The following is a 23,583-nucleotide window of genomic DNA, read 5'->3' on the forward strand; positions in this document are numbered from 1 at the left end:
CTGTAATAGAAGAATGGCTCTACTTTATTATTGATAGATTTCTTTATATTTCTTATACTCTGCTTCAGAACATAATACGAAATGTCCTGGGCGAATTTCACGCATTGTTGGTGCTTCCTCACCATATTGATGTTGAGATGGATCGTATACGATACGTTTACGATTGCGCTCATAATCTGGATCCGGAAGCGGAATTGCAGATAGTAGTGATTTTGTATATGGATGCATTGGATTCGCATATAACTCTTCACTTGTTGTCAACTCAACGATTTGACCACGGTACATTACACCAATGCGATCACTAATGTATTTTACCATTGATAAATCATGGGCGATGAATAAGTATGTTAAACCTTTTTCTCTTTGTAACTGTTTCAGTAAGTTTACAACTTGCGCCTGAATCGATACGTCAAGTGCTGAGATTGGTTCATCAGCAATGATAAATTCAGGTTCTACAGCTAGCGCACGAGCGATACCGATACGTTGACGTTGTCCGCCTGAGAATTCATGCGGGAAACGGTTCGCGTGCTCTTTATTTAAACCAACTGTATTTAATAATTCATGAACACGGTCCATACGCTCTTTTTTGCCTTTTGCTAGTCCGTGAATATCAATACCTTCTGCGATAATATCCCCTACTGTCATACGAGGATTTAATGATGCATATGGATCTTGGAAAATCATTTGCATTTTACGGTTGAACTTCTTAAGTTCTGCGCGTGATTTTTTCCCATGTACATTTTCACCATCGAACAACACTTCACCGGCAGTTGCATCGTATAAACGAATGATCGTTCTTCCAGTTGTTGACTTACCACAACCAGATTCTCCTACAAGTCCAAATGTTTCACCGCGGTAAATATCAAATGAAATATCATTAACTGCTTTAACAACACCACCACTCACATCGAAGTGTTGTTTCACATTTTTTACTTCAATTAATTTCTCACGTTGTTTAGTCATGTTGTTCACCTGCTTTCATTTGAAGAATACGTTTTTCAACAACTGCTGGTGGTTTTACTTCTGGCGCCTGCTCATGAAGTAACCAAGTTGCCGCATAATGTGTGTCACTTATTTTAAATAAAGGTGGTTCCATTTCAAAATCAATTTTCAGCGCCTGCGGGTTACGTGGTGCAAAAGCATCACCCTTTGGCGGCTTTAATAAGTCAGGAGGCGTTCCTGGAATCGCATATAGCTCGTCCTCTGAACCATCTAAGCTTGGCATAGATGCGATTAAGCCCCATGTGTATGGATGTTGTGGATTGTAGAAAATTTCATCAACAGTTCCAATTTCAACAACTTTACCAGCGTACATAACCGCAACTCGGTCTGCAACGTTTGCCACTACACCTAAGTCATGCGTAATGAAAATGATTGCTGCTTCTGTTTTTTGCTGAATGTCCTTCATAAGCTCTAGAATTTGCGCCTGAATTGTAACGTCTAGCGCTGTTGTCGGCTCATCGGCAATTAATAATTTCGGATTACAAGCTAACGCCATTGCAATAACTACACGTTGTCTCATACCACCTGAGAATTGGTGAGGATATTGTTTTAAGCGTGCTTCTGGATTTGGAATACCTACAAGGTCGATTAATTCTAAAGCAACTTTACGTGCATCTGCTCTACTCATCCCTTGGTGTTTAATAAGACCTTCCATAATCTGATTACCAATTGTCATCGTTGGGTTTAATGATGTCATTGGATCTTGGAAAATCATCGCAATATCTTTACCGCGTACTTGCTGCATTTCTTTTTCTGTTAGTTTCGTTAAGTCACGACCTTCAAATACAATTTCACCGTTTTTAATACGTCCCGGAGGATTCGGAATTAATCCCATTAACGCTTTAGAAGTAACTGATTTACCAGAACCAGATTCTCCTACAATCGCTAATGTTTCTCCTTTTTTTAAATCAAAAGTAACGCCGCGTACAGCTTGTACTTCACCTGCATGTGTATCAAAGGAGACTTGCAAATCTTTTACCTCTAGCAATGTTTTCATTTTTACTTCTCCCCTCTTTTACTTACGCATTTTTGGATCTAACGCGTCGCGTAATCCGTCTGCAATTAAGTTAAATGCTAAGATTAACATACTGATGACAACCGCTGGGATGAACATCATATGTGGATACGTTTGAATTGATTTATAACCATCATTTACAAGAGAACCAAGTGATGCGAATGGTGGCTGAATGCCTAGTCCGATAAAGCTTAAGAATGCTTCCCCAAATACCGCTGTTGGAATTGTAAACATTGTCATTACGATAATTGGTCCCATTACGTTCGGAATTAAGTGCTTCACAATTAACTGTGTATTCGTTGCCCCTAATGTACGAGATGCTAATACATATTCTTGGTTTTTTAATTTTAGGATCTGTCCACGAACGATACGTGACATCCCTATCCAACCTGTAATTGCCATCGCAAGTGTAATCGACCAAATACCTGATCCCATAATGATTACCATTAAAATAACGATGATTAAGTATGGAATACCATTAATAATCTCCATAATACGTTGCATAATATTATCTACTCTGCCGCCATAGAAGGCTGAAATCCCTCCGTATGCAACCCCAATTACTAAGTCAATCGCTGCTGCTAAAAGAGCGATATATAATGATACTCGTGTACCTTCCCATGTTCTTGTCCATAAATCACGGCCAAGATCATCTGTACCAAACCAGAAGTACTCTTTAATATCACGTTTTTCATATTGGTCAACGCCATATTGATCTGTACCGTCAAATGGTAGCCAATGAACATTTTCAATCAATGGAATTTTCGGTGGCATTTTCGCACGACCTAAATCCTGCTCTTTATAAGAATGCTTACTTATCATCGGGCCTATAATTGCTAATAATATAATAAGCGTTAATAATACGAAACCAAACATTGCACCTTTATGTTGGAACAAACGTCTTCTTACATCTTGCCAAAACGTTAAGCTTGGACGGGCAATGACTTCATTATCAACATTATTTTGATTGGCTTGTTGAAATAAATCTGGAGATAATTTTTGTACATCTTTCATCATTTTTTCCCTCCCGCTAAACGAATACGAGGATCAATAATTCCGTATAAAATATCGACAATGAAAATAACTAAGATGAAGATCGCACTATAGAAAATTGTAGTTCCCATAATAACTGTATAATCATTCACTGTAATCGATTTAACGAATTGTTCCCCAAGTCCAGGTACAGCGTAAATTTGCTCAATAACTAGTGTCCCTGTAATTAATCCTGCAACCATTGGTCCTAAAATTGTTACAACTGGAATTAATGCGTTACGCAGTGCGTGCTTGATAATGATAACGCCTTGGCTAATTCCTTTCGCTTTCGCTGTTAAAATGTAGTCAGCTTGCATAACCTCAATTAACTCTGCACGAGCGAAACGTGCGATTGTTGCGATAACTGCCATCGATAAGGCAATTGTAGGCATTACTGTAAACTCCGGTCCTTTCCAGAATGCTACTGGGAACCAACCAAGTTTTACTCCTACGAAATATTGTAGTAATGCGGCGAATACGAATGATGGTACCGACATCCCGAGTACGGAAATAATGGTCGCCCCATAATCGACCCACGTATTGTTACGAAGTGCCGCAACGATTCCTAAAATTAAACCGATAAATGTTCCTAATATAATCGCTTGTAAACCAAGTTGTGCTGATGGTCCAATACGATCCACAATCATATCTGTTACTGGGCGATTATCATATTGGAATGATACCCCTAAATCACCTTTTGCTAAGTTACCTAAGTAACGTGCATATTGAACTGGTACTGGATCATTTAATCCATATTTTTCAAGAATGATTTCTTTTTGTGCCGGTGATAGTTTCTCCTGGTTTTTAAGTGGAGAACCCGGTAGTAATTTCATCAAAAAGAAAGTCATTGTAGTAATTAAAAATAATGTCAAAGCCATGTACACGAAACGTTTTAATACATAACGTCCCATAGTCAAGCACCTCCCCGTTTTTCTCAAAAGCAATAAGATAGTTTGAAATATTCTTACTTTTATTTTTTTAAAATAAGAGCACATGCCCATCATAGGCATATACCCTTATTCATGATGGAAACCATTTTTAGTTTTTGAGTTCAACCCACTTATAGCTAAATTCTCCGCCATATTTATGTTCTAATAGGCCTGTAATTGAACTACGTTGTAAATATGCCTTTCCAGGTTGATATACTGGAGCAATCGCTGCATCTTCAAGCAGTTGTTGTTCTGCTTTTAATAGAGCATCCCAACGAGCTTGTACATCTACTTCTGTTTTGGCTTCCTTAATTAGTTCATCATAAGCTGGATTTGCGTAATTCACTTTATTTTGTGAATTACCTGTTGTATACATTTCAAGGAATGACATTGGATCCATATAATCTGGACTCCATCCCGCATATGACATCGCATAATCTCCACTTGCTTCAAGTTTTAATTTTTGTGCAAATGGCTGCATTTTTGTTGAAACTGTTAAACCTGGTAAGTTCTTTTCGAATTGTCCCTTTAAATACTCTCCGATTTTTTTGGCATCATCAGTATCAAAGTTTAATAACTCTAACTCTACTTTGTCTACACCAAGTTCTTTTTTACCAGCTTCCCAATATTTTTGAGCTTCTTTAACATCCTCTTTTATAAGCTTTCCGTTCTCTTCACGGAAGTCTTTTCCGTTAGGACCTTTTGCCAAACCTTTCGGAACAAAACCATACATTCCTTCTGAACCATCGTTTAAGATAACTTTTCCGATACTTTCACGTTCAAAGGACATCGCAATTGCTTTTCGGATATTTTTATTTGCTAAAAACTTATTTTTTTCATTTAAACGAATGAATTGTGTAGATGGTCTCTTAATTGTTTTAAAATCAGCATCTGATTTGTATTTATCTACAAATTCTGATGTTAATACTACACGATCAATCGCTTTCGTTTCATATAAATTTATAGCAGTTGAACGATCCTTAACAATATTGAAGTTTATCTCCTCAAGCTTCACTTCTTTATTTTCCCAATACGTTGGATTTTTCTTAAGGTGGAAACTTTGTTCATGTTTCCATTCATTTAAAACGAATGGGCCATTATAAAGTGTCGTATTGGATTCTAATCCAAATTTTGTTCCTTGTTCTTTTACAAACTTCTCATTCAAAGGATAAAATGTTGGATAGACTGTTAAACTTACAAAATAAGGAACAGGGTTATCTAATTCCACTTCAAGTGTGTGATCATCAATTGCTTTTACACCAAGTTCCTCAACTGGTAATTCTTTTTTATTAATTTTCTCTGCATTTTTTACATCAAATAGTATGTAAGCAAATTTGGCACCCGTATTTGAATCAACAGCTCTTCTCCAAGAATAAACGAAGTCTTTCGCTGTTACAGGTTCACCATTCGACCATTTCGCATCTTCACGTAATTTAAATACATACTTTTTACCATCTTCTGATTTCTCATAAGATTTAGCGACTCCCGGAACAAGTTTATCGTCTTTCCCCAGACGATACAATCCTTCCATTGTGTTATTCATGATGTTAGAAGATGCTGCATCCGTTGATAACGTCGTATCCATTGTTGGTATCTCAGCAGTTTCTGTTAGATTCAATACTTGCTTATTTGAAGTACTGGATCCTTTCGCACTTGCCTTATTATCATCTTTTTGATAACTACAGGCTCCTAGCACACTTACTGTCAACGTCGATGCAAGCAATAGCGGTATCTTTTTCTTCATGTTGTGTTGCCTCCCCTAATTGCACTTCCTGTACCCTCACTTGTAGAAAATTAGAATTGAAAGAATAATCTCCAAGTTTCTACAATTTTCATTATACATATAATTAGACGATTGTGAATATAGTTTTTTATTTTTTTGTTAAAATTTTTAATAAAATGTTTATATTTTAAATTTTTTGTAAAGGGATACGGTAACATTGCTACCATCATCTTGAAATTAGAACCTCAATTGCGTATAATTTTCAAAAAATTATTTATATTACTTATTATAACTTTTATAGTATAATAATTCTAGTAATATTTTGACGGAGGGGAATATTTTGAATAAAGTTTTTTTTCATACTTGTATACTATTTTTGGTTGCGATAATCGCTTCTAGTGTGGGCGCATTCCTCGTTTCATCTCATTTTTTGTTGAATTTTGTCAACATCTCATTCTATATTGCATTGTTTTTTATTCTTATAGGTGGTTTTTTATTCATATTTCAAAACGGATTTTTTAACGTAACAATTTACGCATTCCAAAGAGTATTTGGTACGAATAAAAAAATTGACTCTTTAATTGAAGAAGCAGAGGAACCTATCGATAAGAAAGAACGTATTTATAAAACATATTCATTCAAATGGACGTATCCGATTTGTATTACCGGTATCGTACTTGGGTTGTTCTCGATCCTCATTAGCTTTACTATTTTGATGTAGTTTGCAAACACTATCCCATATGATATAATAATCAGCAAAACATTTTGTTATAAAACTTTAGTTCTTTCATATTAAAAGAGCTTAGGTAACAATAAATAAATTTATATGTATGCGATGATAAAGAAGAGTACATATTGGGGCAATTTCAGAGAGCTTGTGGCTGGTGTGAACAAGTAATTGTACAGTATGGAATGGGCTTTTGAGCACCAAACCGAACCGAAAGTAGTAGGCTTTGGCGTTATATCCAGACGTTATTATGGATCTTGAGAGATTTCACAGCTGTGAAATAATTAGGGTGGTACCGCGGTCCATTCGTCCCTATGTAATTTGGGATGAATGGGCTTTTTTGTATGCCTTCTCTTCCCCATCGCACATTCAATTTTAGGAGGAATTACTTATGTCAGTTATCTTTTCTGGTATTCAGCCAAGCGGAACGATTACACTTGGAAACTATTTAGGAGCTATGAAGCAATTTACAGAGCTTCAAAATGAACACGACTGTTATTTCTGTATTGTAAACCAACATGCGATTACAGTACCTCAAGATCCCGTACAACTTCGTAAAAACATTCGCAGTCTTGCTGCACTTTATGTAGCATGCGGCATCGATCCTGAAAAAGCTACTTTATTTGTACAATCAGAAGTACCAGCACACGCTCAACTAGGATGGATTATGCAATCAGTTGCTTACGTTGGAGAATTAGAGCGTATGACGCAATATAAAGATAAATCTTCTGGTAGAGATTCAGTTCCAGCTGGATTACTAACGTATCCACCATTAATGGCTGCTGATATTTTACTTTACAACACTGAAATCGTACCTGTTGGTGATGATCAAAAACAACATATGGAATTAACACGCGACCTAGCAGAGCGTTTCAACAAACGCTTCCGTGAAGTGTTCACTGTTCCTGAAATTCGTATTCCAAAAGTAGGAGCTCGCGTTATGTCATTAACAGAACCTACGAAAAAAATGAGTAAATCTGATCCGAATCCAAAAGCAATGATCAGTATGCTTGATGAACCAAAAACAATTGAAAAGAAAATTAAAAGTGCTGTAACTGATTCTGAAGGTATCGTGAAATTTGATAAAGAAAACAAACCTGGAATCTCTAACTTATTAACAATCTACTCTTCATTCTCTGGAAAGACAGTTGAAGAAATAGAAGCAATGTACGAAGGAAAAGGATACGGAGACTTCAAAGGCGACCTAGCACAAGTAGTCGTAGAAGCAATTCGTCCAATCCAAGACAAATATAACGAACTAATCAACTCACCAGAACTAGACGAAATTCTAGACAAAGGTGCCGAAAAAGCGAACCACGTTGCATTCAAACAACTACGCAAAGTAGAAAACGCAATGGGATTAAGTAGAAAGCGTAGGTAATATATAAAGCGGAAGCGGCTCGTTCAGAATGTGAGGGGGATGGAGCTCCTGACGTAGAGGCGGGTTTTGCCTCGCAGGAAGGCGCGAAGCCACCGAATATTCTTGCCGCTGGAGCTGGATTTATTTATAAAGCGGAGGCGACTGCTTAGCCCTGACGGCTAAGGTTCTTTCCCACAGAAGGTGCTTTTTACCTTCTCGTGGGGAAGGTTCTTAGACGCGAAGGGCTAGGAGCCGGAGCTGGATTTCTTATAAAGCGGAAGCGGCTCGTTCATAATGTGAGGAGGATGGAGCTCCTGACGTAGAGGCGGGTTTTGCCTCGCAGGAAGGCGCGAAGCCACCGAACATTCTTGTCACCTCCATAAAAAAAACCGCCAATTGGCGGTTTTTTTAATTTACCTTCTGCTCATTTTCCATTTCCCATAACTTTTCAAAAAACGGCTGTCCTTTTACAAGGCGCTCACATAATTGCTCGTGCTTCTCAGACCATCCAGTTTTCGCTTCATCATAAAGTTTAGCCCAAACATCTTCAAACTCCATATGTTGGACCATTCCGTACGCTGATGGATCCCACTCTGTGAACCAATAGCGAATTTCAGCTGGATTTTTCGTTGTATGTAATTGATCTAATGCCATAAATAATAATTGTTTTAACTGTCTTTCTTTACGAGTTAGGCCATTCATAATGAAAGGCGACGGCGATAAAATATGATGTTCTTTTTCAATCTCTTCCACTTGGAACTCATACTTTTCTGCTTGCACATTCTCTACCATCTCATATACCATCTGTTCTTGACGCGGTATAAGCCTACTTTTTCTAATTGGCACATTATAGCCGATTGAATCAATCGCAATAATTCCTTTTCCATCTGTAACTACAAAACAATATTCTTGTTGCAAACGTTCGTGATTTTTACGAATATAAGCCTTATGATATACGTCTTCCAATAATTTTTGCGGAAGCTCTAATAATTCGTTCTCGATGTAATGATATAATGTGGCATCTACTTTTAATAATGGCACTTGATCTAATAGCTCAATCGTATCATCTTTCCGCCATTCGTAAAAATGACAAACGTTATACCCATTCTCTTCACCTTCAAACCAATTTACCCATACATCATGTAGATATAACATTCACTACCCCTCACTTCACTACTGTTTGTACCAATCATTATGTTCAGTTTTGCTTAACTTTATTCCACTTGAGGAAATATATTCTAATTATTATTTTTTCTTCTATAATATTAAAAAAACAGGAGATAGCTCCCCTGTTTTTCATGAAACATGAAATGTATTTGCTTTATTCAATATTTCTTTCGCATCTATAGATAATAAAGAAAGTGTATTTTCTCCTTCAAATGCTACACAATCTTTCACAATATGAAATCCAAGTGCATAGCCAAGCATTTTCGGATACGAGTGCAGTCCATTTAATAAAACATCATGCTCCCTCGTACCTCTCTTTACGCCTATTCGTTCTTGTATTGAATTCCTCCAATAATAAATAGCATCTTCTTTTGAAATGTAAGTAGTCCACGGTGCACATCTTTTTTCTGTATACCTTTCATACACAGCTTGCTCAGCTAACCCTTCCATAATCATCGTATCAAGTAATGTATACTCTGTTTCTTTCGTCTCAATTTGATGTAACCTACATATATGATGGTATTCATGCGTTAATAAAGCTTTTAGTTCCTCTACTGAATTACGTCCACATACGAATAAGAAAATAACGTTACGCATAGATAAGCCAGCCTTCCCGTTATATTCCTCTTGTACAGTTCGATTGTATGAATCTGATAATAAAATAAAGATAGGGACATCTGGACCTTTTAGCCAACCTTTCAATTTTTCATACTCCATGCTAAGTTCTTTCCAAATTTCTTTCTTCTCTAACTCTTTAATTTCCTGCTCCCCCCGCATTACTGGGCGATACATACCTTTAGAGATTAAAAAGCGATACAGTCTCTCTTTTGGTAATGGAATATACTTTGTAAATTTCTCACAAAGCTTCTCTGGACGTCCATAATACAGATGTAACCATTCTGCCGTTTCAACAACCCCCAACCTTCATCCCTCCTTTTCTTATATATATGCAAAAAAGAAAGGAACGTAAAGGTGATTAAAAATAAATAAGGTGTCTTTTCGTAATACTTTACGAAAAGACACCTTATTGTACATATTATTTATATGCTTTAAATACTAATACTGCGTTATGACCACCGAATCCTAATGAATTACTTAATACAGCCCGCACTTCTTGATGCCTCGCTGTATTTGGTACGTAATCTAAATCACATTCTGGATCTGGTGTTTCATAGTTAATCGTCGGAGGAATTACTCCGTCTGTAATTGATTTAATTGAGAAGATCGCTTCAACAGCACCAGCTGCTCCTAATAAATGACCTGTCATTGATTTCGTTGAGCTAATCGCTACTTTATATGCATGCTCACCGAAAGTTTCTTTAATTGCCATCGTTTCATACTTTTCATTTGCATCTGTACTTGTACCATGTGCATTAATGTAATCAATATCTTTTGGCTCTAGACCTGCATCAGCTAAAGCTTGACGCATCGCACGAACTCCGCCTTCACCGCCAGGAGCAGGCATTGTAATATGGAACGCATCACCAGTTGCACCATAACCAGCAATTTCCGCATAAATGTGAGCACCACGTGCTAATGCGTGCTCTAATTCTTCAAGAATAAGAATTCCTGATCCTTCACCCATTACGAAACCGCTACGATTTTTATCGAATGGGCGGCAAGCTGTTACTGGATCTTCATTGAATGTTAATGCTTTCGCTGAGCTAAACCCAGCGAATGCCATACTTGTTAATGGCGCTTCTGCTCCGCCTGTTATCATCGCATCAGCATCACCGCGCTGGATTACTTTAAACGCATCACCAATTGAGTTTGCTCCAGATGCACAAGCTGTTACAGAGCAAGTATTAATTCCTTTCGCTCCTGTAGCGATTGACACTTGACCTGCTGCCATATCTGGAATCATCATTGGTACGAAGAATGGGCTCACGCGGCGCGGACCTTTTTCAGTAAAAATCTTAAATTGTTCTTCGTATGTTTCCATACCACCAATACCAGAACCAACCCATACACCAATGCGTGGTGCATTTTCTTCTGTAATTTCAAGCTTCGCATCTGCAACTGCCATTTTCGCTGCTGCTACTGCATATTGCGTAAAGCGGTCCATACGGCGCGCTTCTTTTTTATCTATATATTTTTCGACTTCAAAGTCGTTAATTTCTGCTGCTACTTTTGCAGGAATTTGTTCTGAATCTATTCTTGTAAGTCGTCCGATTCCGGATACACCGTTTTTAATGTTTTCCCAAGCTGTTTCAACATCTGTTCCGATCGGTGTAACAGCTCCTAGCCCTGTAATTACGACCCTCTTTTTTTCCATACAAAATACACTCCTTTTTTTCTCTCAGTCCTTATTTACCCCAACGAAGAGCTACTGCTCCCCATGTTAACCCGCCGCCAAAACCGACTAGTATAATTAAATCACCATCTTGAATACGTCCATTTTGCAATTCCTCTACCATTGCAATTGGAATTGAAGAAGCCGATGTATTACCGAACTTTTCAATTGTCATACTCATTTTTTCTTTCGGTAAATTTAATCTTTCTCTTGCAGATTCCATAATACGAATATTCGCTTGATGTGGTACTAAGAAGTCCACATCTTCTTTCGTAAGTCCCGCTTTTTCTAACACGCGAAGACAGGAATCACCAAGTTGGCGAACAGCAAATTTAAAGACTTCTCTGCCGTTCATCATAACATACTCGTCTTGATAAAGATGCTTACCGCCACTTCCGTCCGCTCCTAATTCAAAAGAAAGTACACCTTTTCCTTCCGAAACAGCTCCCATTACGATAGCACCTGCTCCGTCTCCAAATAGTACTGCTGTATTTCGATCGTTCCAGTCTACAATTTTAGATAGTTTGTCACTACCAACTACTAATACATTTTTATAAGTTCCCGTTTGAATAAATTGCTGCGCTGTAATCATTCCGTACATAAACCCAGCACACGCTGCACTTAAATCCATTGCGGCTGCGTGTTTTGCGCCAATTGCTTCTTGGATTACACAAGCTACTGCTGGGAATGCGCGATCTGGTGTTACTGTTGCCACTAAAATAAGATCGATATCCTCTCCGCTAATCCCGGCATCTTCAAGTGCTTTTTTAGAAGCCTCTACCGCCATATATGAAGTATCTATTGTATCATCGGCAATGCGTCTTTCTGCAATTCCCGTTCTCGTACGAATCCATTCATCAGATGTATCTACGATTTTCTCTAAATCGTGATTTGTGACTACTTTTTCTGGCACATATCTTCCGATCCCTAAAATGCCCACGTTCACATCGCAGCCCTCCGTTTTATATCAATTATTATGACTTGGTACTAATTTTAAAACATAAATGTGCTTTTGTCTAGAATATATTTCAGCTAAAAAAATAAGACAGCGTATTACTAACTTTATTTTTCATTAAAAGAAACAGAAAAACCCCTATCCTTTCAAAAGATAAACTTCCCAATACTTTTGACCTTACTCCGCTCGCAACAAAAAAAGCCCTTACCGCTTCTATCCACAGCTCGAGCCTCTCTCCCATCAAAAAAGAAGGATTTGGTTTTATTCTTTATCTGCTTTCCCTTCAAAACTAAGACCTTCTCCTCATAACCTTCCACTTTAGCCTCATCATCCCTCTGGTCTTACCTCGCTCGAAATAAAAAAAGGCCCTTACCGCTTCTATCCACGGTTCGAGCCTCTCTTCCATCAAAAAAGAAGGTTTCTTTTATTCTTTATCTGCTTTCCCAAGCTCATATGCTTCGCCCATTACTTTCATCAATAGCTCTAACACCGGCTGTGCTTTCTCCATATCAAGTGCAATTCCATTAGAATCTAAAATTGCCTTTGCTTCTGGTAAATGCTTCATTGCGATTTGTAAAAATTGCATACTTTTTTCGTTCATGTAATCTCTTCCTCTCCATTAAAGCTTTTCAATCAATTATCCATACAATAGTTTAACACGTGCGCTACCCTTCGTATAACTCTTTATATTTTTTCATATGTGCTAATTGTTTATTTAAACCGAATTCTACTGGTGTATTTTTTTGAATAGAAATAACCTCTACAGCTTCATCTCTTACTTCCACATTTTTTTTATTTACTTTATCATCTGCATGCAGCAAGGTCATACCTTTTTCCCATAACGCTTCTTTTCCGCTAAGTAAGTTATATATACCGAGGTGTTTTACATTCATTCCATTTTCCCATAAATATTCACATACATCTTCAACGTAAAGTAAATCGCTTCCTTTTTCTCCATTTATACAACGGCACTCTTTTTCATCAAGTTCTGATAAAATAAGCTGATGATACATCATAAACGACGGTTGCCACGGCCCATATAATGTAGGAACTCGATATGCACTATATTGTAATTCGCCTTTTTTCAACCCTTCTTCCACTTTCGAAAATAGATGTTTGTTTTCGGATTCTTCAGTGCTTCCTATTTCAATAGAAGAAATTAGATTTAACTTTACTTTATTTTTTTCACACATCCTTACGATTCGTTTTAAATATTGTAATATGACCCTTTCATTCCGAAATCCACTTTGCTGATTCGGCTCATACAAGCAAAAATAAACTGTATCGAAACTCTCTTCCTCTACCGATCGCCATCCGTCTTCATCCCTTATAGAATAGTACGTAAATAACGCATTCCGCCCAATCAACAATAATTTCTCTTCATTAATTTTTGTCATACTATCAAATTCATCAAAATCAAGACCATATACTTCTACTTCTTCTGCAATCATTTTATTCACAAGGTGATAACCTACAAACGTAAGTGCACCTATAATCAGCACGCGTTTCATACCACCAACCCTTTCCCCTTGAAACAAATAGCTCCTCATTTATGTATATGGGAGCTTCACAATTCTTCTTCATATTTTTTAAAGAAATCAGTCGTTTGTCTAACCATTTTATATTTCACATCTTGCAGATGGAATAAAACAGAAGTATCGCATTGATTGAATTGCCTCATTTTCTCGTATTTACGTAACAATTGTTTTCTTCCTCTTTTTTCCTGTGTTGATACGAAAATCTTAACAGGTACACAAGACGGAAGAAGCGCAAATGATTTCTTATTTATTTTTGATTCTAATTCTTCTTCTTTGGAATCATACGCCAAACTTAATTCCTTCACTAATCTTTTGTAAAAAAACTTATGCTCTTTCTCAAAATCCACATATTCTGGTAAATCTAAACACGGATTTAGCATAACGACAGAACGTATACATTCAGGGTATTTGTTCATCATCTCCAGTGCTACAAGCGCTCCCATACCATCTGCCATAATGTGCATTTTCGCATTCAACGTCTCTTTTCTTAGAACGACATCATACAAACGTTTTGCAAGACGAACAGCTCGATCGTTCCCCCAATGCCTTCCGTATAAGTTAGATGAAAAGACCGTATAGCCTTTTTCAATAAGGCCCTGTAAAAAATAAGCTCTCCCTGCATGCTGTGTCCATAAACTTGTACCATTCTCAATAAAATAGTTATAATCTCCTAGGAGCATAACAGAAAATCCATTTGGCTTTTCCGGTAAATAAATTACACATGGTTCTTTTTCTAAGTAAAAAAAACGTTCCGTAATACTCATTTTTCCCCCGCCTTATTTTCTAAACGTATAAAAGTACTCTTTTATAATGTATGAACAGAATGCAAATTTGCGTTGAAAAATCTACAAATATTTTTCTATATTCTTTTTTCAATTGTGTTACAATAAGGACAGATTGAACGAATAGAGGTGTAAAATATGCGTTTCATTTGGGCATTAATTTGGTCGTTCGCGCTTGTACATATGATGAGCTATGTAATCGGCTCTATGACTGGCGGTACATACGATTTTAACCAAGCGTCTATTTTCTCAGTTGTTCTTGCGGTATTAGTATTAGCGATTGCAGCTGCGATTCCAAACGAGCCAGTAGAACAACACTAAAAAGAGTCCGGATTTTATCCGAACTCTTTTTTTACTTTACATGAACGACTAATTCGTTATTTTCTACATCAACAACTACGTGACTATTATCCGTAATCGCTCCTGCAATTAATTCTCTCGCTAATTTCGTCTCAACTTGACGCTGTACGTATCGTTTTAACGGACGAGCTCCGTACAGCGGATCGAATCCAGCTTCTACAACAAATTCTTTTGCAGATTCCGTCAATTCTAATGATATGTGGCGATCTGCTAAACGCCCTTGTAATTCTTGTACAATCTTATCAACAATACCTTTAATTTCATTCCTTGTAAGAGGTTTGAATAAAATAATTTCATCGACACGGTTTAAGAATTCTGGTCGGAAATGTCCTCTTAATTGTCCCATTACAAGTTCTCTTGACTCTTCTTTAATAGAACCATCTTCTTCTAGCCCTTCTAATAAGTGAGCAGATCCAATATTTGAAGTCATAATAATAACCGTATTTTTAAAGTCTACTGTACGTCCTTGTGAATCTGTAATGCGGCCATCGTCTAACATTTGTAATAAAATGTTGAATACTTCTGGATGTGCTTTTTCGATTTCATCTAACAAAATAACAGAATATGGTTTACGTCTTACTGCTTCTGTTAATTGTCCACCTTCTTCATATCCAACATATCCAGGAGGCGCTCCAATTAAGCGTGACACTGCGTGTTTCTCCATATACTCAGACATATCGATACGAATCATTTGCTCTTCACTGTCAAATAATGTTTGCGCTAACGTTTTTGCAAGCTCAGTTTTACCAACACCTGTAGGGCCTAAGAAAATAAATGAACCAATTGGACGATTCGGATCTTTAATACCAGCGCGAGCACGAAGTACTGCGTCTGATACAAGGCTTACCGCTTCCTCTTGACCGATAACACGCTCTGATAAAATTTGTTCAAGACGTAATAATTTCTCACGTTCACCTTCAACGAGTTTTGCGACAGGAATACCAGTCCACCTTGAAACAATGTCTGCAATTTCTTCTTCACTTACTTCCTCGCGTAATAAACGATTCTCTTGTTTATTATGTGCACCCATCTCTTCCGCTTCTTTTAACTCTTTTTCGATAGCTGGAATTTTCCCGTGGCGAAGCTCAGCTGCTTTATTTAAATCGTAATTTCCTTCTGCTTCTTCTAACTCACGGCGCAAGCGCTCTAAATGTTCACGTAAGTCACGCACTTTATGAATGTCTTCTTTTTCTTTCTCCCATTTCGCTCTCATACTACTTGCAACTTCTTTTAAATCCGATAATTCACGTTGCAATGTTTTTAGGCGCTCTTGACTACCTAAGTCCTTTTCTTTCCCAAGAGCAGCTTCTTCAATTTCCAGCTGCATAATGCGGCGCGTTACTTCATCTAGTTCTGTTGGCATAGAATCAATTTCTGTTCGAATTGTTGCACAAGCTTCATCAACAAGATCAATTGCTTTATCGGGCAAGAAACGATCCGAAATATATCGATCTGATAAAACAGATGCCGCTACAATCGCGCGGTCATGAATATTTACACCGTGATAAATTTCAAAACGCTCTTTTAAACCACGTAAAATGGAAATTGTATCCTCAACAGTTGGCTCTTCTGCTAACACTTGTTGGAAACGTCTTTCTAACGCTGGATCTTTCTCAATATATTTACGGTATTCATCTAATGTCGTTGCCCCGATACAATGCAGTTCACCACGCGCTAGCATTGGTTTTAACATATTTCCCGCATCCATCGCTCCTTCTGTTTTACCAGCGCCGACGATTGTATGAAGTTCATCAATGAATAATAAAATGCGACCTTCACTCTTTTTAATTTCATTTAATACAGCTTGCAGACGTTCTTCAAACTCACCGCGGAATTTTGCTCCGGCCACAAGTGCACTCATATCTAAAGCGAAAATTGTTCTATCTTTTAATCCTTCTGGGACATCTTTTTTCACAATACGCTGCGCTAATCCTTCAACGATTGCTGTTTTACCAACACCTGGCTCTCCGATTAAAACGGGGTTATTTTTCGTTTTGCGTGAAAGAATGCGGATCACGCGGCGAATTTCACTATCTCTGCCAATTACAGGATCAATTTTCCCCGCTCTTACTTCAGCCACTAAATCACGGCCATATTTTTCTAACGCTTCATAAGTTGCTTCTGGATTTTGACTAGTCACTCTTTGATTCCCCCGAACTGTCATTAAAGACTGTAATAATTTATCTTTCGTAATATAAAATTTTGCGAATAATTGATTTATATCGCCTTTTTCTTCAGAAAAAGCAAGTAATACATGTTCGATTGAAATGTAGTCATCTTGCAATTTCTCCGCTTCTTTTCCTGCTCTTACAAGCAGTTGTTGCAAAGCACCTGTTACATATAATTTCCCTGCCTCTGCCCCGCTTCCAGTTACAGAAGGCTTTTTCTTAATTAAACTTTCTACACCTTGCTTTAACGCTTCTATATCGACATTCATTTTTTGAAAAATACGTACCGTTAATCCGTCTTGCTGCTCTAATAACGTAAGCAATAGATGAACAGTATCTACTTCTTGATGATGATGAGATACCGCTAAAGATTGAGCACTCATAATCGCTTCCTGTGTTTTCGTTGTCATTTGATTTAAGTCCATCTTTACAGCCCTCCAAATGTTTGACTTTCTTTGACCTTTGATTTGATTATACGCCAACTGACTTTTTTATACAATAATTTTGCTTATGTAGTTCAAACTTATTATTGGAAAAAGAAAAAAGTAACATTCATTTTCCTAATCAAAAAAGCCGCAATAACGATTGCGGCTTCTGTTACGGTTTTCTTTTATATGTCCACTGACGGTTATGATTTGCGTTCTCTGGAAACTTTTCACCGGCAGTTAATTGTACCATTTGCGGATTTTTCACCATACTTCCCGTTTCACCAATTTCTACGTAAATGCCATCATTTGGCGCTTTTTGCCCTGAACGAAACCTGCGATTTTGTCCCATTTCCATTCTCCTTCCATGACGTCTTGCCTCATTAGTATATCCATTTTAAAAGAAAGCTTTTCTGTCATGTTTAGGAAACAAGTACTACGGTTTACCCATGTACATATATATAATTACACAAGCTTAAGCAGGAATTATTGGCATATTTGTTGAAAAAAAAGAAACCAACCTACTTTAGGCCAGTTTCAAAGGAGAGTCAAACATATACGAGAAGATTACATGTTCATTATAAGTCGCATTGTTCAAACAATGTAACCCTTTTCACAAATTGTACATAACGAAAGAAACATTGTTTGAACTTTCTAAAAAGATGTTGACTTTTCCTAATTTCCAATGAGAAATAGTAGACACCACAGCGCTTCGCGACGTAAGATGGATATATAGTGAAACTTTCATTTACAGTAGTTTCACCCAGTCTAACCTCTTATTTCTGCATATTAAAAACGGAAATACAGATAGAAATAAAAAAATTATTATAAGAGGTGAAATTATGAATAAACAACATTTAATCGCATTAGACTTAGACGGAACTTTATTAACAGACAACAAAATAATTTCTCCAAGAACGAAAAACACAATTGCAAAAGCAAAAGAACAAGGACATATTGTCGTTATTTCAACAGGACGTCCATTCCGCGCTAGTTACGATTATTATAAAGAACTTAGCCTTAACACACCAATCGTAAACTTTAATGGAGCTTACGTGCATCACCCTCTTGATTCAAGTTGGGGAACACATCACTCTCCTCTTGAACTTTCAACAGCGCAAGAAATCGTCCGAGCTTGCTTTGATTTCGGCGTGAAAAATGTCTATGCTGAAGTCATCGATGATGTGTATGTCCGTGAAATTGATGAAGATAAAAAACATATTTTTGAATTCGGTTCTCCAAAGATTTTCACAGGAGATTTATTAAATATTTTAAACGACCATCCAACTTGCTTATTAATCGATGCACATGACGAGCATTCTGCTGCAATTCGCCAACATTTAACAGATATGCATGCTGAAGTCATCGACCATAGAAAATGGGGTGCGCCTTGGCCAATTATTGAAATTGTAAAAAGCGGATTAAATAAAGCTGTCGGATTACAAAAAATTTCAGGCCATTATAATATTCCTAAAGAGCGAATTATCGCTTTTGGTGATGAGGATAACGACTTTGAAATGATCGAATTTGCTGGTCATGGAATCGCAATGGGTAATGCGATTCCTGAATTAAAATCACTCGCAAATCATACGACATTAACGAATGAAGAAGATGGTATCGCTCTATATTTAGAAGAGGTTCTTGGATTGTAATCTAAAAATTCCCTGCTTATAGTTTCTCGCCAAACGCTCATACTATTATTAGACGCAAGAGAAAGCGCGTCAATTGTTTTCAGCTAAATAAAGGGGGTTTTTCGAATGGGTAAAAAGAACAAATCAAAGCGTTTTATCCAGCAAGGAGCCAATGCTGTTATGAAGCATGATGCAAGATTCCCGTACAGAGGTACATTAGCTGAGGCAGAAAAAGCGAGAAGTAACTCTTCATTTGGAGGGGTTTAAATGGGGAACTTACTATTCCAACAAGCTAGAGACGCTGTTTCAAGTGCCGTTTCTTGTTCAAGTGGCGCTGAACAACAGGAACTCGTTTATAGAGCAAAAAACTCTTTGCACTCTGCTTATGCAAACTCTTCAACTGCTGAAAAAGTTCAGCTACGTGAAATGCAGGAGCAATTGCAAAACATTACGAATTCGCATTAAAAAAGGAGGACCAGCTTTGGTCCTCCTTAATCTTTTCTAAACAATCCAAACACACCGACCGTTTGCAGTATATTTGTAAATGCACCTGGGTCCACTTGTTTAATAACCCTCTCTAATTCGTACAACTCGTAACGAGTAATAACAATCATTAACATTTCTTTATTTTCATTTGTATAAGCACCTGTTGCTGGTATAGTTGTAATCCCCCTCACTAAGCGAGAGTGAATCGCTTTTCGCACATCTGTCCCGTTCTTTGTAACAATTAATGCCGTAATCTTCACATGACGGGTATGAATCGCATCAATAATTCTCGTTGATACATACAAAGTGACTAAAGTATATAATGCCTTTTCCCATCCATATACGTAGCCAGCAGCGATAATGATAAGTGCATTAAAGAAGAAAAAATACGTGCCGACAGGCTTATCTTTTATTTTTGATAAAATCATGGCAATAATATCTAGACCACCTGTAGAAGCCCCCCACTTTAAAGCAACCCCTACCCCAATCGCTGAAATAATACCACCAAAAATCGCATTCAATATAATATCGTGCGAAACCGCTCTAACTGGGATAATTTCTAAAAACAAAGTCATAAATACAACACAAAGAAAACTAAAAAATGTAAAGGCCTTCCCAACCTTTTTCCACGCTAAAATAACGACAGGAATATTAAACAAACTAAACAATACCCCCGTAGATATATGAATAGATAAAAAGTCACCTAATATTTGTGACAATAATTGAGACAATCCAGCAAAACCACTCGCATACACTTTCGCTGGTGTTAAAAATAAATTCATCCCAATCGCATTTAATAAACCCGCAATAATTACAACAACTAACTTCTTAATAAGTTCAGTATAATTCAGCTTCAAATCCATTTCTAATCCACCTTTAGTATTCATGAATGCACCGCTATACATAGTCTTTACGAAAAAGGAAATGATAAACATACAACGTTTAGAAATGGAGTTGATACATATGCCACATACTAGCGATAACGACAAAAAAGCACGCGACAATAATGCAAAGCGCACTCAAAAAAATGAACAAGAGCAAAAAAATATTCAGCAAGGAAAACGTGCATATTCTAAGAAAACCGATCACCTTTGATTACATCGTACATCAACTTTAATGTTGATGTACTTTTTTTACATTTTACAGGGAAAAAACATTAAAAATTCACTTCATGTTCACTTCTATATTCTACAATAGCGATAACATATTCGGATGAGGTGTTAGCATGAAAGGAAAAAGTACATTCATTATCACTGCACTAATAAGTATATTAATGCTATCTGCTTGCGGACAAAAAAATGACTCGGCCACAATCGCTACAACAACAAACTCAACCATTACGAAGAGCGATTTCGAAAAACAATTGAAAGATCGATACGGAAAAGACACGCTATACGAAATGGTAGCACAAGATGTTATTACTAAAAAATATAAAGTATCTGATGATGCGGTAGATAAAGAAGTAGAAAAAGCAAAAGATCAATATGGAGAACAATTCAAAGCAACACTAGAAAATAATCGTTTAAAAGATGAAGAAGATTTCAAAAATCAAATTAAATTCAAACTTGCATTGAATGAAGCGATTAAACAAAGCGTTACAGAAAAAGATGTGAAAGACCACTATAAACCAGAAATTAAAGCTAGTCACATTTTAGTAAGTAACGAAAATGAAGCGAAAGAGATAAAGAAGAAATTAGATACCGGCACTTCATTTGAAGAATTAGCAAAACAAGAATCTCAAGATTTAGCATCAAAAGATAATGGCGGAGACCTCGGATACTTCGGGGCAGGCAAAATGACACCTGAATTTGAAAAAGCTGCCTACAAATTAAAGCCCGGCCAAATTAGCAATCCCGTAAAATCACCAAACGGCTATCACATTATTAAACTAACTGATAAAAAAGATTTACAACCTTACGATAAAGTGAAAGACTCTATACGTAAAGACTTAGAAGAAGAACGTCTTGCCGACCCTTCCTTCGGTCAAAAATTATTACAAGATGAATTAAAAAAGGCGGATATTAAAATAAACGATAGTGAATTGAAAGATACATTTTCTCATCTTTTTGGGAAAGAGAAATAAAAAACGAGGGTGCAAACTTTTTGAACAGTATGCATGATGGTAAATGAGATTATATCGGCATTTTTTCGAATATATCGATTTACCGACCAAAATTGACAACATAAAGAAGTAGGCTGCTTGAGCAGCCTACTTCTTTTATTCTTTCATTAATACTTTCAGCTTTTTCTTCAGACTTTTATAATGCCAATTGATGTGATCTAGTTCTATCTCTACTTCAATTAATATATCTATTAAGTCGTGTTTATTTTGCTGAGATTTCATAATATTTTCAAGCAATTTTTCGAATCTTTCACTACTCTCATATATATCATTTAAATCCACCGCTAATATTTCACGTTCTTTTTCAGGGCATACTACGGAAAGACGGTTTATTAATTGTTCTAGTACATTATCTTGCCCTTCCGTACCTCCGTTTCAATATCTCATCTATTCTTTCTTAATCTCTTGTAACAAAAGCATACAAAATTCAACTGAAGCTATTAGGGGGCACCATACCCAAAAAAGAAAACTGTACATTTAGACATTAAATTGACGTATTTCAATTTATTCCCTGTACGTTAAGGAATTAGTTTGTATATTTGTGGAGATATACGAGACAGGTGTGAATTTAGGGGAATCCAATATTTTCTATTCAAATATGATAGAATGAAAATATATCCAAAAGGAGGAACAACAAATGAACTCAAACACAAAACAGTTTATTTATGATATCCAGCAAAGAAAGAACAATTATATGGAAAATGTATTAATAGCAATACAACACCCTAAAAAAGAACAATCTGAACAGGTCATTCAAAATATAGTAGAGAAGATGGATATGATGATTAGTTTAGTTACTACTTATATGAGGATTGAATCAGGATCTACAGAAGAATTAGAAGCACTTCAGGAAGAAATCATTCATGCTCAAGCATATATTCAAAAACGAAAATTTGAAGAAACACAGAGATAAAATCCTGTATTTTTATTTGGGCGTCTATGACGCCAATCGGTTATAAATCAAACTAGATGTAATTTGATCATTGTTTTGGCATAATCCATACAATTTGTTGAATACGTACAATATGCGGCACCTTATCTTCAATGAGCAAATGATCCGGTTCACATTCTTTAACTTTCCTCTTACATTACCTCTTACAGCTTCAATAACCACATGTTTACCAATTACCGATTGTAATGTCTAATATACGTAGGGATTAGGTACACTTACCATATTTTGTTCACTAAAGTCATTTGCCTCTAAAAAGCTCATTCTATAGGACTCCTTTCTAACTTACATTTTTTCTCTTAATATATGATATAAATCTTATAACTATACTAGAAGGATAATTCATTATAAAAAAAGAAACTAACATTTTAATAAGGTGCGTTTTCTATTCCTAAATTGCTAAAAAATTATTTATATAAGGTTACTTTTACTAGTTAATAGGTGATGATATAGGGATATTTTGAATGTACATCCAGGCTGTTCCTTTCAAGATATGTATCATTTTAAATACGCGCTTTATTAGAATACTGCTCATACTTTTTTTGAGATTCTTTCGTAATACGTGCGGTAAGTAAAATTGCTAACAATAAAAACACTCCATATTTTCCCCCTGTAGCTCCTATGATAATCACACTATTACAAACAAGTACAATTAATAGGAGAAACGAAACTGAATAAATACGGTCATAATTCTTTGACATCTTTTCGTATTTTATGCGTTCTTTCCTTGCATCCATCTAAATTCCTCCTTTACATTATCCATTTCACTATCAAATAAATCTCGCCCTTAAAAAGGAAACCATATATCGTTTTAAATAATTAGTTTGTTTTTTTAGCAACTAATGTATATAACATGAAAAGAAATCCTACCAATGTTAAGCTTTCCACTATGATAATCCCGACCCTCTCCTTCCTATTA

Annotated in this window: 26 protein-coding genes, 1 pseudogene and 1 other annotated feature; of the genes and pseudogenes, 9 read left to right on the forward strand and 18 right to left on the reverse strand. The window is 36.5% G+C overall.

Annotated features, from left to right (window positions below):
- Positions 1-27 precede the first annotated feature (27 nt).
- The 5 genes from B5P42_RS03315 to B5P42_RS03335 all read right to left on the reverse strand — a co-directional run bounded on the left by B5P42_RS03315 (position 28) and on the right by B5P42_RS03335 (position 5,722).
- A complete protein-coding gene (locus B5P42_RS03315) occupies positions 28-963 on the reverse strand; it encodes an ABC transporter ATP-binding protein (RefSeq protein ID WP_002086978.1) in 936 nt (311 codons plus the stop codon).
- Complete coding sequence (locus B5P42_RS03320) at positions 956-1,999, reverse strand: ABC transporter ATP-binding protein (RefSeq protein ID WP_088035101.1); 1,044 nt, start codon at positions 1,997-1,999, stop codon at positions 956-958. Before B5P42_RS03320 ends, B5P42_RS03315 begins: the two co-directional genes overlap by 8 nt.
- A gap of 18 nt (positions 2,000-2,017) precedes the next feature.
- A complete protein-coding gene (opp3C, locus tag B5P42_RS03325; protein WP_088035103.1) occupies positions 2,018-3,034 on the reverse strand; it encodes an oligopeptide ABC transporter permease in 1,017 nt (338 codons plus the stop codon).
- Positions 3,031-3,960, reverse strand: coding sequence for an oligopeptide ABC transporter permease (gene opp3b / locus B5P42_RS03330; protein ID WP_088035105.1), 930 nt, complete (start codon positions 3,958-3,960; stop codon positions 3,031-3,033). Before opp3b ends, opp3C begins: the two co-directional genes overlap by 4 nt.
- A gap of 127 nt (positions 3,961-4,087) precedes the next feature.
- Positions 4,088-5,722, reverse strand: a complete 1,635-nt coding sequence (locus tag B5P42_RS03335; RefSeq protein ID WP_113733644.1) for a peptide ABC transporter substrate-binding protein — start codon at positions 5,720-5,722, stop codon at positions 4,088-4,090.
- 319 nt (positions 5,723-6,041) lie between these two features.
- Here B5P42_RS03335 and B5P42_RS03340 point away from each other — a divergent pair, with 319 nt between their 5' ends.
- Together B5P42_RS03340 and trpS are read left to right on the forward strand one after the other, a co-directional pair.
- Positions 6,042-6,422 carry a DUF3899 domain-containing protein gene (locus tag B5P42_RS03340; RefSeq protein WP_002125921.1) on the forward strand — a complete coding sequence of 127 codons (381 nt, stop codon included), beginning with the start codon at positions 6,042-6,044 and terminating at the stop codon, positions 6,420-6,422.
- A gap of 105 nt (positions 6,423-6,527) precedes the next feature.
- Positions 6,528-6,745, forward strand: a binding site (T-box leader).
- A gap of 74 nt (positions 6,746-6,819) precedes the next feature.
- Positions 6,820-7,809 (forward strand): tryptophan--tRNA ligase, encoded by a 990-nt coding sequence (gene trpS, locus B5P42_RS03345; protein ID WP_002011330.1) that lies wholly within the window; start codon positions 6,820-6,822, stop codon positions 7,807-7,809.
- A 387-nt stretch (positions 7,810-8,196) separates the two neighbouring features.
- On the opposite strand, the gene B5P42_RS03350 is transcribed toward trpS, so the two are convergent.
- The 7 genes from B5P42_RS03350 to B5P42_RS03380 form a co-directional block, all read right to left on the reverse strand.
- Positions 8,197-8,943: a YjbA family protein gene (locus tag B5P42_RS03350; protein WP_002030367.1), complete on the reverse strand. Its 747-nt coding sequence runs from the start codon at positions 8,941-8,943 to the stop codon at positions 8,197-8,199.
- 141 nt (positions 8,944-9,084) lie between these two features.
- Entirely contained in the window at positions 9,085-9,876 is a 792-nt protein-coding gene (locus tag B5P42_RS03355; RefSeq protein ID WP_113733645.1) for a DUF2268 domain-containing putative Zn-dependent protease, read from the reverse strand.
- A 115-nt stretch (positions 9,877-9,991) separates the two neighbouring features.
- Positions 9,992-11,230, reverse strand: a complete 1,239-nt coding sequence (fabF, locus tag B5P42_RS03360) for a beta-ketoacyl-ACP synthase II (protein WP_113733646.1) — start codon at positions 11,228-11,230, stop codon at positions 9,992-9,994.
- Positions 11,231-11,261: 31 nt separating this feature from the next.
- Positions 11,262-12,194, reverse strand: coding sequence for a beta-ketoacyl-ACP synthase III (fabH, locus tag B5P42_RS03365; protein ID WP_001100550.1), 933 nt, complete (start codon positions 12,192-12,194; stop codon positions 11,262-11,264).
- A gap of 433 nt (positions 12,195-12,627) precedes the next feature.
- Positions 12,628-12,804: a ComZ family protein gene (locus B5P42_RS03370; RefSeq protein WP_002011319.1), complete on the reverse strand. Its 177-nt coding sequence runs from the start codon at positions 12,802-12,804 to the stop codon at positions 12,628-12,630.
- A gap of 64 nt (positions 12,805-12,868) precedes the next feature.
- Positions 12,869-13,741, reverse strand: coding sequence for an NAD-dependent epimerase/dehydratase family protein (locus B5P42_RS03375; RefSeq protein WP_002188748.1), 873 nt, complete (start codon positions 13,739-13,741; stop codon positions 12,869-12,871).
- A 29-nt stretch (positions 13,742-13,770) separates the two neighbouring features.
- Positions 13,771-14,505, reverse strand: a complete 735-nt coding sequence (locus B5P42_RS03380) for a lipase family protein (RefSeq protein ID WP_063217364.1) — start codon at positions 14,503-14,505, stop codon at positions 13,771-13,773.
- Between the two features lie 156 nt (positions 14,506-14,661).
- Between B5P42_RS03380 and B5P42_RS03385 the strand changes: the two genes are divergently transcribed.
- Positions 14,662-14,844 carry a YjzD family protein gene (locus B5P42_RS03385; RefSeq protein ID WP_001211111.1) on the forward strand — a complete coding sequence of 61 codons (183 nt, stop codon included), beginning with the start codon at positions 14,662-14,664 and terminating at the stop codon, positions 14,842-14,844.
- 31 nt (positions 14,845-14,875) lie between these two features.
- On the opposite strand, the gene clpB is transcribed toward B5P42_RS03385, so the two are convergent.
- Both clpB and B5P42_RS03395 read right to left on the reverse strand, forming a co-directional pair.
- Positions 14,876-17,476 carry an ATP-dependent chaperone ClpB gene (clpB, locus tag B5P42_RS03390; protein WP_113733647.1) on the reverse strand — a complete coding sequence of 867 codons (2,601 nt, stop codon included), beginning with the start codon at positions 17,474-17,476 and terminating at the stop codon, positions 14,876-14,878.
- 172 nt (positions 17,477-17,648) lie between these two features.
- Positions 17,649-17,828, reverse strand: coding sequence for a YjzC family protein (locus tag B5P42_RS03395; protein ID WP_002086997.1), 180 nt, complete (start codon positions 17,826-17,828; stop codon positions 17,649-17,651).
- Positions 17,829-18,318: 490 nt separating this feature from the next.
- On the opposite strand from B5P42_RS03395, the gene B5P42_RS03400 reads away from it, so the two are divergent.
- From B5P42_RS03400 to B5P42_RS03410, 3 genes are all read left to right on the forward strand, one after another.
- On the forward strand, positions 18,319-19,128 hold the full coding sequence (locus B5P42_RS03400) for a Cof-type HAD-IIB family hydrolase (protein WP_002030271.1): 810 nt from the start codon (positions 18,319-18,321) through the stop codon (positions 19,126-19,128).
- Between the two features lie 105 nt (positions 19,129-19,233).
- Positions 19,234-19,374, forward strand: coding sequence for a competence protein (locus B5P42_RS03405; protein WP_113733648.1), 141 nt, complete (start codon positions 19,234-19,236; stop codon positions 19,372-19,374).
- Positions 19,375-19,572, forward strand: coding sequence for a DUF3813 domain-containing protein (locus B5P42_RS03410; RefSeq protein ID WP_002011309.1), 198 nt, complete (start codon positions 19,375-19,377; stop codon positions 19,570-19,572). It abuts the gene before it with no gap.
- Positions 19,573-19,598: 26 nt separating this feature from the next.
- Here the strand turns inward: B5P42_RS03410 and B5P42_RS03415 are convergent, their stop codons facing one another.
- On the reverse strand, positions 19,599-20,456 hold the full coding sequence (locus B5P42_RS03415) for a YitT family protein (protein ID WP_113733649.1): 858 nt from the start codon (positions 20,454-20,456) through the stop codon (positions 19,599-19,601).
- A gap of 100 nt (positions 20,457-20,556) precedes the next feature.
- On the opposite strand from B5P42_RS03415, the gene B5P42_RS03420 reads away from it, so the two are divergent.
- Both B5P42_RS03420 and prsA read left to right on the forward strand, forming a co-directional pair.
- The gene (locus B5P42_RS03420; protein ID WP_001120851.1) at positions 20,557-20,688 is read left to right on the forward strand and encodes a DUF3941 domain-containing protein; all 132 of its coding nucleotides are present in this window, start codon (positions 20,557-20,559) and stop codon (positions 20,686-20,688) included.
- Positions 20,689-20,818: 130 nt separating this feature from the next.
- Entirely contained in the window at positions 20,819-21,676 is an 858-nt protein-coding gene (gene prsA / locus B5P42_RS03425; RefSeq protein WP_113733650.1) for a peptidylprolyl isomerase PrsA, read from the forward strand.
- A 135-nt stretch (positions 21,677-21,811) separates the two neighbouring features.
- Here the strand turns inward: prsA and B5P42_RS03430 are convergent, their stop codons facing one another.
- Positions 21,812-22,048 carry a hypothetical protein gene (locus B5P42_RS03430; RefSeq protein WP_113733651.1) on the reverse strand — a complete coding sequence of 79 codons (237 nt, stop codon included), beginning with the start codon at positions 22,046-22,048 and terminating at the stop codon, positions 21,812-21,814.
- Between the two features lie 304 nt (positions 22,049-22,352).
- Between B5P42_RS03430 and B5P42_RS03435 the strand changes: the two genes are divergently transcribed.
- Positions 22,353-22,628 (forward strand): hypothetical protein, encoded by a 276-nt coding sequence (locus B5P42_RS03435; RefSeq protein ID WP_002166150.1) that lies wholly within the window; start codon positions 22,353-22,355, stop codon positions 22,626-22,628.
- Between the two features lie 67 nt (positions 22,629-22,695).
- On the opposite strand, the pseudogene B5P42_RS03440 reads toward B5P42_RS03435, so the two are convergent.
- Both B5P42_RS03440 and B5P42_RS03445 read right to left on the reverse strand, forming a co-directional pair.
- Positions 22,696-22,928: pseudogene (locus B5P42_RS03440) on the reverse strand (DUF2642 domain-containing protein).
- Positions 22,929-23,167: 239 nt separating this feature from the next.
- Complete coding sequence (locus B5P42_RS03445) at positions 23,168-23,401, reverse strand: hypothetical protein (protein ID WP_113733652.1); 234 nt, start codon at positions 23,399-23,401, stop codon at positions 23,168-23,170.
- Positions 23,402-23,583 lie beyond the last annotated feature (182 nt).

It is taken from the genome of Bacillus sp. SRB_331 (genome assembly GCF_003264175.1).
In the GTDB taxonomy this organism is placed as follows: Bacteria; Bacillota; Bacilli; order Bacillales; family Bacillaceae_G; genus Bacillus_A; species Bacillus_A mycoides.

Coding starts and splice junctions, on each gene's coding strand:
- B5P42_RS03315 (WP_002086978.1), bottom strand. CDS start 963: ATGACTAAACAACGTGAGAAATTAATTGAAGTAAAAAATGTGAAACAA.
- B5P42_RS03320 (WP_088035101.1), bottom strand. CDS start 1,999: ATGAAAACATTGCTAGAGGTAAAAGATTTGCAAGTCTCCTTTGATACA.
- opp3C (WP_088035103.1), bottom strand. CDS start 3,034: ATGATGAAAGATGTACAAAAATTATCTCCAGATTTATTTCAACAAGCC.
- opp3b (WP_088035105.1), bottom strand. CDS start 3,960: ATGGGACGTTATGTATTAAAACGTTTCGTGTACATGGCTTTGACATTA.
- B5P42_RS03335 (WP_113733644.1), bottom strand. CDS start 5,722: ATGAAGAAAAAGATACCGCTATTGCTTGCATCGACGTTGACAGTAAGT.
- trpS (WP_002011330.1), top strand. CDS start 6,820: ATGTCAGTTATCTTTTCTGGTATTCAGCCAAGCGGAACGATTACACTT.
- B5P42_RS03350 (WP_002030367.1), bottom strand. CDS start 8,943: ATGTTATATCTACATGATGTATGGGTAAATTGGTTTGAAGGTGAAGAG.
- fabF (WP_113733646.1), bottom strand. CDS start 11,230: ATGGAAAAAAAGAGGGTCGTAATTACAGGGCTAGGAGCTGTTACACCG.
- B5P42_RS03370 (WP_002011319.1), bottom strand. CDS start 12,804: ATGAACGAAAAAAGTATGCAATTTTTACAAATCGCAATGAAGCATTTA.
- B5P42_RS03380 (WP_063217364.1), bottom strand. CDS start 14,505: ATGAGTATTACGGAACGTTTTTTTTACTTAGAAAAAGAACCATGTGTA.
- B5P42_RS03385 (WP_001211111.1), top strand. CDS start 14,662: ATGCGTTTCATTTGGGCATTAATTTGGTCGTTCGCGCTTGTACATATG.
- clpB (WP_113733647.1), bottom strand. CDS start 17,476: ATGGACTTAAATCAAATGACAACGAAAACACAGGAAGCGATTATGAGT.
- B5P42_RS03395 (WP_002086997.1), bottom strand. CDS start 17,828: ATGGGACAAAATCGCAGGTTTCGTTCAGGGCAAAAAGCGCCAAATGAT.
- B5P42_RS03400 (WP_002030271.1), top strand. CDS start 18,319: ATGAATAAACAACATTTAATCGCATTAGACTTAGACGGAACTTTATTA.
- B5P42_RS03405 (WP_113733648.1), top strand. CDS start 19,234: ATGGGTAAAAAGAACAAATCAAAGCGTTTTATCCAGCAAGGAGCCAAT.
- B5P42_RS03410 (WP_002011309.1), top strand. CDS start 19,375: ATGGGGAACTTACTATTCCAACAAGCTAGAGACGCTGTTTCAAGTGCC.
- B5P42_RS03415 (WP_113733649.1), bottom strand. CDS start 20,456: ATGGATTTGAAGCTGAATTATACTGAACTTATTAAGAAGTTAGTTGTT.
- B5P42_RS03420 (WP_001120851.1), top strand. CDS start 20,557: ATGCCACATACTAGCGATAACGACAAAAAAGCACGCGACAATAATGCA.
- prsA (WP_113733650.1), top strand. CDS start 20,819: ATGAAAGGAAAAAGTACATTCATTATCACTGCACTAATAAGTATATTA.
- B5P42_RS03435 (WP_002166150.1), top strand. CDS start 22,353: ATGAACTCAAACACAAAACAGTTTATTTATGATATCCAGCAAAGAAAG.
- B5P42_RS03445 (WP_113733652.1), bottom strand. CDS start 23,401: ATGGATGCAAGGAAAGAACGCATAAAATACGAAAAGATGTCAAAGAAT.